This window comes from Veillonella parvula DSM 2008, from assembly GCF_000024945.1.
Classification (GTDB): domain Bacteria; phylum Bacillota; class Negativicutes; order Veillonellales; family Veillonellaceae; genus Veillonella; species Veillonella parvula.
The window spans coordinates 712,819-724,609 of sequence record NC_013520.1; the positions used below are offsets into that span (position 1 = coordinate 712,819).

General features: G+C 41.0%; 9 protein-coding genes and 1 rRNA gene. All 10 read left to right on the forward strand.

Annotated features, from left to right (window positions below; translation table 11 throughout):
* The first annotated feature begins 2 nt into the window (after nucleotides 1-2).
* The 10 genes from ruvB to VPAR_RS03035 all read left to right on the forward strand — a co-directional run bounded on the left by ruvB (nucleotide 3) and on the right by VPAR_RS03035 (nucleotide 11,507).
* The gene (gene ruvB / locus VPAR_RS02990; RefSeq protein ID WP_012864112.1) at nucleotides 3-1,007 is read left to right on the forward strand and encodes a Holliday junction branch migration DNA helicase RuvB; all 1,005 of its coding nucleotides are present in this window, start codon (nucleotides 3-5) and stop codon (nucleotides 1,005-1,007) included.
* Between the two features lie 2 nt (nucleotides 1,008-1,009).
* Nucleotides 1,010-2,800, forward strand: coding sequence for a SpoIID/LytB domain-containing protein (locus VPAR_RS02995; RefSeq protein WP_012864113.1), 1,791 nt, complete (start codon nucleotides 1,010-1,012; stop codon nucleotides 2,798-2,800).
* Between the two features lie 11 nt (nucleotides 2,801-2,811).
* Complete coding sequence (gene queA, locus VPAR_RS03000) at nucleotides 2,812-3,837, forward strand: tRNA preQ1(34) S-adenosylmethionine ribosyltransferase-isomerase QueA (protein WP_012864114.1); 1,026 nt, start codon at nucleotides 2,812-2,814, stop codon at nucleotides 3,835-3,837.
* Nucleotides 3,838-3,845: 8 nt separating this feature from the next.
* The gene (gene tgt, locus VPAR_RS03005; RefSeq protein ID WP_012864115.1) at nucleotides 3,846-4,961 is read left to right on the forward strand and encodes a tRNA guanosine(34) transglycosylase Tgt; all 1,116 of its coding nucleotides are present in this window, start codon (nucleotides 3,846-3,848) and stop codon (nucleotides 4,959-4,961) included.
* 77 nt (nucleotides 4,962-5,038) lie between these two features.
* Nucleotides 5,039-5,329 (forward strand): preprotein translocase subunit YajC, encoded by a 291-nt coding sequence (yajC, locus tag VPAR_RS03010; RefSeq protein WP_004695596.1) that lies wholly within the window; start codon nucleotides 5,039-5,041, stop codon nucleotides 5,327-5,329.
* Entirely contained in the window at nucleotides 5,329-5,895 is a 567-nt protein-coding gene (locus tag VPAR_RS03015) for a 5-formyltetrahydrofolate cyclo-ligase (protein ID WP_012864116.1), read from the forward strand. The genes yajC and VPAR_RS03015 overlap by 1 nt, the downstream gene beginning before the upstream one ends.
* Nucleotides 5,896-5,913: 18 nt before the next feature.
* Nucleotides 5,914-7,188, forward strand: coding sequence for a protein translocase subunit SecD (secD, locus tag VPAR_RS03020; protein WP_012864117.1), 1,275 nt, complete (start codon nucleotides 5,914-5,916; stop codon nucleotides 7,186-7,188).
* Nucleotides 7,185-8,078 (forward strand): protein translocase subunit SecF, encoded by an 894-nt coding sequence (secF, locus tag VPAR_RS03025; protein ID WP_004695602.1) that lies wholly within the window; start codon nucleotides 7,185-7,187, stop codon nucleotides 8,076-8,078. Before secD ends, secF begins: the two co-directional genes overlap by 4 nt.
* Nucleotides 8,079-8,306: 228 nt before the next feature.
* The gene (locus VPAR_RS03030) at nucleotides 8,307-9,482 is read left to right on the forward strand and encodes an MFS transporter (protein WP_012864118.1); all 1,176 of its coding nucleotides are present in this window, start codon (nucleotides 8,307-8,309) and stop codon (nucleotides 9,480-9,482) included.
* Nucleotides 9,483-9,944: 462 nt separating this feature from the next.
* Nucleotides 9,945-11,507, forward strand: a 16S ribosomal RNA gene (locus VPAR_RS03035).
* Nucleotides 11,508-11,791: the final 284 nt, after the last annotated feature.

Genomic DNA, 11,791 nt, shown 5'->3' on the forward strand with positions numbered 1-11,791 from the left:
GGATGAATGAAGAAGTACGCCTTGTCGGCAATGGCGAGCACGAAGAGGATATATGGCAATATAGCCTTCGACCTAAGTTCTTTAATGAGTATGTAGGGCAAGAAGAGGCTAAAGGCAATCTAAATGTGTATATTCAGGCTGCAAAGCAACGTGGTGAAGCATTGGATCACGTGCTTCTCTATGGGCCTCCAGGTCTTGGTAAGACAACATTAGCAGGAATTATTGCGAATGAATTGGGTGTTAATTTTCGCATAACTTCTGGTCCTGCTATTGAAAAGTCTGGTGATTTGGCTGCGATTTTAACAAATTTAGATGATCATGATGTATTATTTATCGATGAGATTCATCGCTTGTCTCGTAGCGTAGAGGAAGTGTTGTACTCTGCTATGGAAGATTATGCTATTGATATTATCATCGGTAAGGGCCCAAGTGCTCGAACTGTGCGTATTGACTTGCCAAAATTTACTTTGGTAGGTGCCACGACTCGAGCGGGTGCTTTGGCAGCTCCATTACGGGACCGATTTGGTATTATTAATCGGTTGGAATATTATAAACAGCCAGAGTTAGAATTTATTGTGTCTCGAGCCGCAGAAATACTTAATATTGGTATTGTGCCGACTGGGGCAAGCGAAATTGCGCGTCGTTCAAGAGGAACACCGCGTATCGCAAATCGTCTGCTTAAACGGGTACGCGACTTTGCACAAGTCATTGGTGATGGGGTTATCACTCAAGAAATTGCAGATGAAGCATTACAACGTTTATATGTAGATAAAATGGGACTTGATCGAATTGATCGACGTGTGTTGGAATGTATTATTGAAAAATATGATGGCGGTCCTGTAGGGATTGATACCATTGCGGCGGCCATCAGCGAAGAGAGAGATACCATCGAAGATGTGTATGAACCATATTTGATGCAATTAGGATTTTTAGGACGCACACCGCGTGGGAGGGTAGCTACTAAATTAGCCTATGAGCATTTAGGTATTTCACAGACAGGGAAATAACAATGAAAACGAAACGATTACAATTAATGATAATGGTCACTTTATTTTTAGGTGTAAACATTGGTGGTGCTTCTATAGCACATGGAGCGACGCTGCAAAATAAAAGTGCAGTGGTAACGAAAAAGCCAACGCCAAAATCAACAGTATCTAATACAACTGCATCGAAAGTAAATACGACGAAGAAATCTAGTTTTCGTCCACTTGCTACTAAACCAGTTGCAAAGCCGGTCGCAACAACTAAAACGGTTTTTAAGTCAACTGCTACATCTACGGTGGTTAAACCTAGTGCAAAACCGGTTAATGTAGCAAAGCCTGCTACAGCTACAAAGCCGGTAACGATGGCTAAACCAGTTAGTGCAACAAAATCAACTAGTACTGCAAAATCTAGTACTAATGCAACAGCTACGAAATCAGCTGCTACAAGTAAAGCTACAACGGCTACAAAACCTGCGGCTTCTGCTACTGCAAAGCCAGCTACTAAACCTGCAGTTACTGGTGATAAACCTGTAGCACAAAAAAGAGCTACTGAAAAAACAGCTACTAAAAAGGTAGTAAAAACAACGGATGTGAATAGCATTCAAGCCAATACAGCAGTTATTACTCGCAACAAAGTGGGCTCCGTAGTGACGCCTGCTACAGAACGTAAAGAAAACATGCCAAATGTACGTGTTCTACTAGGTAGTCGTAGCTCCGATGCTACTGTTACATCTACAGCTAATATGGTTGTATTGAACAGCGGTAATGGTCAAGTTAGCACAATCAGTGCTAATCGTGGTACATCTATTGGCGTTCGCGGCGGCAAGATTGCTGTAAATGGAAAGGCTATTGATAGTGTGGTTACATTGAAGCCTGCGAATGGTGATGCACCATTCTTGTTCGAAGGTAAAGGTTATCGTGGCGGTTTAACATTACGTGCCAATAATGGAACCATGATGGTCATTAATTCTGTGCCCCTTGAGGATTACCTGTATGGTGTTGTCCCACAAGAGGTAGTACCGTCTTGGCCGGCTGCTGCATTAGAGGCACAAGCCGTAGCAGCTCGTACTTATGCTCTTCATACGATGGAACAAAATAAAGGTAAATTCTACGATGTGAGTAATTCCACGGATCATCAAGTATACAGTGGTGTGAGTGGTGAATCTCAAGCTACCACAAATGCAGTAAATAAAACTAAAGGCGTAGTTATGCTTTATGATCAACGTCCTATTAATGCCTTATTCCATTCTGATGGCGGTGGCTATACAGAGGATAGTGTAAATGTTTGGGGAAGTGATGTGCCATACTTGAAAGGGGTAAAAGACTTTAGTACTGGTACATCTACATCGAATTGGACTGTTACTACCTCTCGTCAAGCTCTTGAAAGTAAGCTTAATGCGGCAAGCAAAGGGGTAGGTAAATTGAAGAGCATTCAGTTGACCCCTCTTGGTAAACCAGGGCAACAAACATCTGACCGTGGTGTATCTGGTCGCATTAAGAGTGCAACTTTCATAGGCACCTCTGGAAAAACTACTGTAGACGGTGATGCATTGCGTAGTATTTTAGGTTTAAAATCTACACTATTTGATTTCTACGTAAATCATAATCCTGCTAAAGGTACGGGTAAGGCCTATCATAACTTTACTGGAAAGAATGATACTGTCTATATTAAAGGCCACGGTTGGGGACATGGTCTTGGTATGTCTCAATGGGGCGCTGCAGAAATGGCAAAGCGTGCTAACCCTGGAGACACAAATTATTACCAAACTATTTTGCGTCACTACTATAGTGGCATTACATTGAAGAAAATGTATTAATAAGGATAACGATGAAAGTTACAGATTTTGATTATGAATTGCCAGAGGAACTGATTGCTCAACATCCCATAGAGCCTCGTGATACAGCACGGCTTTTAACCTTGGATAAGGTAAGTGGTAAAGTTAGTCATAAAGAGCATTTTTACGATTTGCTTGAAGAACTTCACGAAGGTGATGTACTCGTATTTAATAATACGAAGGTTATCCCTGCGAGATTATATGGTCATCGACAAGGCTCTGGTGGTAAAGTAGAGGTACTTCTACTCACACCATGTGGTGAAAATCGATGGGAATGCCTTGTTAAACCTGGTAAAAAGTGTCCTGTTGGTCAAGTTATTGAGTTTGATGACCGCCTGAGAGGGATTGTGATTGATAAGACTGAATTTGGAGGTCGTATCATTGAGTTCACTTGCAATGGTGTGTTTGATGATGTGATTCAAGAAATTGGTGAAATGCCATTACCTCCATACATTCATGAAAAGTTAGAAGATAAAGACCGTTATCAAACGGTATATGCTAAGGAAAAAGGCTCTGCTGCGGCACCAACTGCAGGACTTCACTTTACACCTGACCTCTTAGAAAAGATTAAAGCTAAAGGTGTAGAGCTTGAGTTTGTAACCTTACATGTTGGACTTGGCACCTTTAGACCTGTATCGGCAGAGACTATTGAAGATCATGAGATGCATAGTGAGTTCTTCGTTGTATCTCAAGAAACCGCTGACCGTATTAATGCAGCTAAGAGAAACGGACGCCGTATTATTGCGGTAGGTACTACATCTGTACGTACACTCGAGTCTGCTACGAATGATGATGGTGTATTACAAGGTATGAGTGGTTGGACTCAAATTTTTATCTATCCTGGCTATAAATTTAAGATGATTGATGCGTTGGTAACGAATTTTCACTTGCCTCAATCTACATTGTTAATGTTGATTAGTGCACTAGCTGGTCGTGAACACTGTTTGGCGGCCTACGAAGAAGCTGTTAAAGAACGTTATCGTTTCTTTAGCTTCGGCGATGCTATGTTTATACGTTAGGAGGGACTATGCCGAGTATTACTTATGAATTACAAAAGACATGTCCTCATACGGGGGCACGGGCAGGTTTATTGCATACGCCACATGGTACCTTTCAAACACCGATGTTTATGCCTGTAGGCACGCAAGCGACAGTTAAAACTATGACACCAGAAGAACTAAAGGCTATGGGTTCTCAAGTTATTTTGAGTAATACCTATCATTTATTTCTTCGCCCAGGGCCGGAGCTTATAGAAGAGGCTGGGGGCCTACATAAATTTATGAATTGGGATCAAGCGATTCTTACTGATAGTGGTGGATTCCAAGTGTTTAGTTTAGGCGATATGCGCAAAATTACTGAGGATGGTGTTACATTTAGATCCCACATTGATGGATCAAAACAGTTTCTATCTCCTGAAGTGGCTACAAAGGTACAAGAACAATTAGGTTCTGATATTGCGATGGCTTTTGACGAATGTATTCCGTATCCCGCGGATCATGATTATGCGAAACGCTCTACGGCGCGTACCACGCGTTGGGCGCATCGTTGCCAAGAGTCTCGTAAAGCTCATGACCGCCAAGGCATGTTTGGTATCGTTCAAGGTGGCATGTACAAAGACTTGCGCAAACAAAGTGCGGAAGAACTTGTAGCTATGGATTTTGAAGGTTATAGCATCGGCGGTTTATCCGTTGGGGAACCTCATGATTTAATGAATGAAATCTTAGAATATACTACGCCATTATTGCCAACTAACAAGGCTCGTTATTTGATGGGCGTTGGCACCGCAGATTGTCTGGTAGAAGGTGTAGCACGTGGAGTTGATATGTTTGATTGTGTATATCCAACTCGTGTTGCTCGAAATGGGATGGCCATGACCTGGAATGGTCGCCTTAATATTCGAAATGCTCAATTTGCTCATGATTGGGGCCCTTTAGAAGAAGGTTGCCAATGTTATACATGTAAAAATTATTCCCGTGCATATATTCGTCACTTATATAAGGCAGAAGAGATTTTGGCATTACGCCTTGTAACGTATCATAATCTCTATTTCTTATTAGAGTTTATGCGTCAAATGAGACAAGCTATCTTAGAAGATCGGTTCCCGCAATTTAGAATGCAATTTTGGGATAGCTTTAAAAAATAGTAATTAAGTCTAGTCAAATTTATATTAGGTGGCTATACTAGAAAAGAAATACATATTTATTAACCTAGGAGGATAACATGGGAGATATTCAACAAATCTTGCAAACTAGCTGGCCTATTTTGTTAATGGTAGTAATTTTTTACTTTTTATTGTGGCGTCCACAAAAGAAACAACAAAAAGAGCGTGCTAGTTTGTTAGGTAGCTTAAAAAAAGGCCAAAAAATCGTTACTATTGGTGGTATTTATGGTGAAATTGTTGAACTTGATGATGAAAAAGTCAAGGTACAGGTATCTGAAAAAGTTGAATTAACATTTGCTCGTACAGCAGTTGCTAACGTACTGTCTAAGAAAAACAAGGAAGAAAAATAATGAATACAAAGGAAGCAGTGCGCCAGGCGTGTAAGTCTCAGCGCGCTGCTTTATCCGTTGCTGATTGTAGGCAGTGGACGTCGATATTGACGAATCAAATCGTCAATAGTCCTGAGTATATATCGGCAAAAAATATTATGGCCTATTTGGCGATGCCTAAAGAGGCCAATTTAGACGATGTGATTCGTCATGCTTTAGAACATGATAAATCTGTATACGTTCCAGTATGTACTGATAAGACGACTATGATTGCAGTTCGTCTTAAGTCTCTAGAATCTATCACTCAGGGTGTGTTAAATATACGTATTCCTGCTGAGCCATACGATATTATTGATCCGTGTGATTTGGATTTGATTTTAGTGCCTGGTGCTGGCTTTGACCGTCAAGGTGGTCGCATGGGAATGGGGAATGGGTATTATGATCGATTTCTCAAGGAACTTTCACCAAGTACATTTATGGGCGTTTGTTGGACTGTACAATTATGGGAAACACCAATCCCAATGGAAGCATTAGACCAACGAATGAGTAAAATTGTGACAGAGCAAGGCATTATACATTGTGTATAGCAGAAGGGAGCAACTATTTTGAACGGTAAAGCTATTATCAAGTTTTTAGTAGTCATTGCTGCCATCATTGGATTATTTGCGTATTGTATTCAACCATTAGCAGGCTCTTTGAAACAAGGCCTAGACTTGCAAGGTGGTACGCATATCGTATTGGAAGCAGAGGACTCTGCGACTGGTACAGCTGACAATGATGCAGTGGAACGGGCGAAGCAAATCTTAGAACGTCGTATTAATGAAATGGGTTTATCTGAACCATTGGTACAACGTGAAGGTGCTCGTCGTATTATCATTGAATTGCCAGGTGTAAAAGATCCTGACGAAGCGATTAAACGTATCGGTAAAACTGCGGTCTTGGAATTTAAAAACGACCAAGGTCAAACCGTTATGACTGGTGATGACTTAAAAGATGCGAAAGAAGAGTTAGGTCAAAATAAACAACCACTCGTTGCTATTGAATTAAGTGATGAAGGGGCTAAGAAGTTTGCTGATTTAACATCTAAAAATATTGGTCGTCGTATTGCCATTACATTGGATGGTAAAGAATTGACTAATCCTGTAGTACAACAAGCAATTACAGGTGGTAAAGCCACTATCTCTGGTAGTCAAAGTTTAGAAGAAGCTAAAGACTTAGCTATTTTATTACGTTCCGGTGCATTACCTGTTAAAATTAATGTATTAGAAGTGCGTACAGTTGGTCCTTCTTTGGGTCAAGACTCCAAGGATAAATCTGTTGTAGCCTTCAGTGCTGGTATTGCAATGATCATGATTTTCTTGGTTATTTTATATCGTTTTTCTGGTATCGTAGCTAATATTGCATTACTTGTATATGTTATGCTCTTATTGCTCGTATTAGGCAAAGGCTTTAATGCGACTATGACATTGCCAGGTATCGCGGGTATTATCTTGTCTATGGGTGTTGCTGTAGATGCGAACATTCTTATCTTTGAACGTTTTAAAGAAGAGGTGTTCTCTGGTAAGTCCATGCGTGTAGCTATGGAAGCCGGTTTCAGTCGTGCTTTAGCAACAATTACAGATGCGAACGTATCCGTTATTATTACAGCTGGTATCTTAACTATTTTAGGCTCTGGCCCTGTAAAAGGCTTCGCTATCAGCTTAGGCGTAGGCGTTGTTGTAAGTATGTTTACAGCGATTACGGTGAGTCATTTCTTGTTGCGCTTACTTATTGACTGTAACTTTACGAACCATCCATTCTGGTTTGGTGCGAATATCTCTCCAAGCACAAGTGCTGACGCATTTGCACCAAAATCGTTGAAAGGAGGTAAACGCAAATGACATTAGACGTAATTAAGCATCATCGTTGGTGGTTTGCTATTTCCTCCACACTTGTTATTATCAGCTTAATTTCCATATTTACTAAAGGGTTTAACTTTGGTATTGATTATACTGGTGGTACTATTGTTGAAGTTGTATTTGATCAACCTGTAGAGGTTAGTCAAGTTCGTGACGTTCTAAAAGAATATAATCTTGAAAATGCACAAATTCAGCTTTCCGGTGATACTACTGGTGATACAGCTGGCGAAGACGTAATGATTCGTACACGCAATCTTGAGTCTAGTGAAAGTGCAGCTGTTGTTGATTCTTTGACTAAATCTATTGGTAACAATACAGTTAAACGTATTGAAACTGTAGGTGCTGTAATTGGCTCTGAGGTTACAGAACATGCGTTATTAAATCTTGTTATAGCATTCGCAGCATTAGCGCTATATATTTCTTATCGTTTTGAATATAAGGTTGCCATTTCTGCGCTCGTTGCTATTTTTCATGACTTGATTATGGTTCTTGGTGTTTTCTCTTATTTCCAATTAGAGATTGATGCATCCTTCTTAGCTGCCATTCTTACGGTTGTAGGTTACTCTATGAATGAATCCGTAGTTATCTTTGACCGTGTTCGAGAAAATACGCATACTCACAAGCGTTCTGATACATTTGCAGATCTTGCGAATGCATCTATTACACAAAGTATTCATCGTAGTTTCTATACATTGGCAACAGTTATGTTTGCTTGTGTATCCCTTTATTTATTTGGTGGAGATACTACAAAGAACTTTGCTCTTTGCATGATTATCGGCTTTGCTAGCGGTGCGTACTCCTCTATCTGTGTAGCTACATCCTTGTGGGTTATGTGGAAGAGCCGCAATAAAAATGACGTACGTAATCAATAATAAGTTATAAATTATTATTGTGTTAATGATTAAAGTATAAGAACCTCTCTGGATTTATTTTTAGAGAGGTTCTTTTATTTTGCTATCTTTTATTATGTAAAACGGTATAGGTATTTTACAGATAATAGTCATTTTTAACTATATAAATTTAAAAAAGGCTTGTTCTTGAATTCTATAAGATAGAGACGTAAAATGGCTAGGTGACACGATACAAAAGGAGATACAAATATGGATTCAAATAGATTATGGAGCCCTGCTTTTACTAATTATGGTATTAGTAGTGGCATTTTATATATGACTCAATATGTTCTCGTAGCGGCATTGCCAATTGTAATTACGTCTGAGCTAGGTGGCAGTGATCTTGATGCGGGCTTAGCGATGACATATTTTCAAATTGGTACAATTTTATGTAGGATTTTTGCAGGACGATTAATAGATGGTTTTAATAAGCGTATTGTTCTATTAATATCAACAGCCTTGTTTTTCATTATTATGGGATTATTTAATTTTACTACATCCTTAGAGGCTATTTTCGTACTACGTGGGTTACATGGTGTTGTGTTTGCCCTTGGAACAACTGTGATGGCTACTCTAGCAGTATTAGTATTACCTCCTAGTCGAAAAGGTGAGGGAGTTAATATGTTTGCTATCTTTTCAAATATAGCAATGGTATTAGGACCTGCTATCGGCCTATATGCTTTATCGTCATACGGTAGTATGGCATTGTACATATTTTTAACGGTTATGACTGGATTCGCTATGGTCTTAAGTAATATTATTTCCTTATCAAAAGAGTTAGCATTACCTAAACAATCAACATATAAAGGTTGGCATATTTCCCAGTTTATAGAAAATAAAAGTTTACCTTGGGCTTTAATGGGCTTATTTATTGGGTTTACCTATTCTGGTGTTTTAGTTTTTATACCTATAGAACTTAATAGCATGGGGGCAGGAATATGGGGAAGTGCTTTCTTTGCTATTTTTGCGTTGATGATTATTATTAGTCGACCCATAGTAGGAAAAATATATGCTCGATATGGTTCAAAAATTATTATCTATACAGGATTAGGAGTATTTATACTAGGCTTATTTGTATTGGGATTGGCTATAACCCCATTAGCTATTCTATTCACCGCTCCGTTGTTGGGGTTAGGCTATGGTGCAGCACAACCTGCATTCCAAGCGCTGGCTATACAATCAGCTCCTATTGAGCGTGCGGGTGTATCAACAGCAACTTATTTTCTAGCCTTAGATATAAGTGTCGGTGCTGGATCGGTTATACTTGCAGTATTAGCTAGTGCGTGGGGCTATCAATATTTATATATGTTCACTGCATTGGTTATGGTGATAGCACTTGCTTTGTATCATATATGGGTAAAAAGATATACTCCTTTAGAACTATAGATATTTTAAGGTAAAAATTGGATAAAGAAGTATTTAACAAGTTAAAATGGGTTCTAATGAGATATTATATATAGAATGTTAAAAAAATAATGAAAGAAAGATGAAAATGATAAGGTAGCAATTTTATATATTGACGTTTATTATATTTATGCTATACTAATACAAGTCATTAGGACACAGCTCAAATGATAAGTATAAAAAAATTCTTAAAAGTTAAAAAAAGCACTTGACGTAATGAGCTTAACTTGATAGAATAATCAAGTCGCCAGTTGATGAAACACTTCGAAGAAAGAGTGTGTAGACTGGTACAGATCTTTGAAAACTGAACAATGATAGGTAATCAATCATAATGATTGAACATATGCCAGAGTGCGGGTTTTGACACAGTCAAAACCAACCATAATTCAAAGTTACTTCAATGTAACGACAACAAATAATGAGCTATTCAAATAGCTTCAAGATATCTTGGAGAGTTTGATCCTGGCTCAGGACGAACGCTGGCGGCGTGCTTAACACATGCAAGTCGAACGAAGAGCGATGGAAGCTTGCTTCTATCAATCTTAGTGGCGAACGGGTGAGTAACGCGTAATCAACCTGCCCTTCAGAGGGGGACAACAGTTGGAAACGACTGCTAATACCGCATACGATCTAACCTCGGCATCGAGGAAAGATGAAAGGTGGCCTCTATTTATAAGCTATCACTGAAGGAGGGGATTGCGTCTGATTAGCTAGTTGGAGGGGTAACGGCCCACCAAGGCGATGATCAGTAGCCGGTCTGAGAGGATGAACGGCCACATTGGGACTGAGACACGGCCCAGACTCCTACGGGAGGCAGCAGTGGGGAATCTTCCGCAATGGACGAAAGTCTGACGGAGCAACGCCGCGTGAGTGATGACGGCCTTCGGGTTGTAAAGCTCTGTTAATCGGGACGAAAGGCCTTCTTGCGAACAGTTAGAAGGATTGACGGTACCGGAATAGAAAGCCACGGCTAACTACGTGCCAGCAGCCGCGGTAATACGTAGGTGGCAAGCGTTGTCCGGAATTATTGGGCGTAAAGCGCGCGCAGGCGGATCAGTTAGTCTGTCTTAAAAGTTCGGGGCTTAACCCCGTGATGGGATGGAAACTGCTGATCTAGAGTATCGGAGAGGAAAGTGGAATTCCTAGTGTAGCGGTGAAATGCGTAGATATTAGGAAGAACACCAGTGGCGAAGGCGACTTTCTGGACGAAAACTGACGCTGAGGCGCGAAAGCCAGGGGAGCGAACGGGATTAGATACCCCGGTAGTCCTGGCCGTAAACGATGGGTACTAGGTGTAGGAGGTATCGACCCCTTCTGTGCCGGAGTTAACGCAATAAGTACCCCGCCTGGGGAGTACGACCGCAAGGTTGAAACTCAAAGGAATTGACGGGGGCCCGCACAAGCGGTGGAGTATGTGGTTTAATTCGACGCAACGCGAAGAACCTTACCAGGTCTTGACATTGATGGACAGAACCAGAGATGGTTCCTCTTCTTCGGAAGCCAGAAAACAGGTGGTGCACGGTTGTCGTCAGCTCGTGTCGTGAGATGTTGGGTTAAGTCCCGCAACGAGCGCAACCCCTATCTTATGTTGCCAGCACTTTGGGTGGGAACTCATGAGAGACTGCCGCAGACAATGCGGAGGAAGGCGGGGATGACGTCAAATCATCATGCCCCTTATGACCTGGGCTACACACGTACTACAATGGGAGTTAATAGACGGAAGCGAGATCGCGAGATGGAGCAAACCCGAGAAACACTCTCTCAGTTCGGATCGTAGGCTGCAACTCGCCTACGTGAAGTCGGAATCGCTAGTAATCGCAGGTCAGCATACTGCGGTGAATACGTTCCCGGGCCTTGTACACACCGCCCGTCACACCACGAAAGTCGGAAGTGCCCAAAGCCGGTGGGGTAACCTTCGGGAGCCAGCCGTCTAAGGTAAAGTCGATGATTGGGGTGAAGTCGTAACAAGGTAGCCGTATCGGAAGGTGCGGCTGGATCACCTCCTTTCTAGGGAGACATACACCGAGCCAAGAGCTTGGATGTCACTTAGGTCGACACTTTGGCGAGTAAGTAGACGTAGCATAAGCGCTAGCTGTACTTACATACTTATCATTGTTTGGTTTTGAGAGATCTGTAAAGACTCTCAGATGGTTTAATACCATTTACAATTTAATAGATTTCGATGGCTATCTAGGCGCATGAGATGAACGACGTCGCCGCGTAATGGTAATTACGCAAGACAAGTGAAGCGAATGCAACGACGATAGACGCGAAATATATGAATTGTTTGT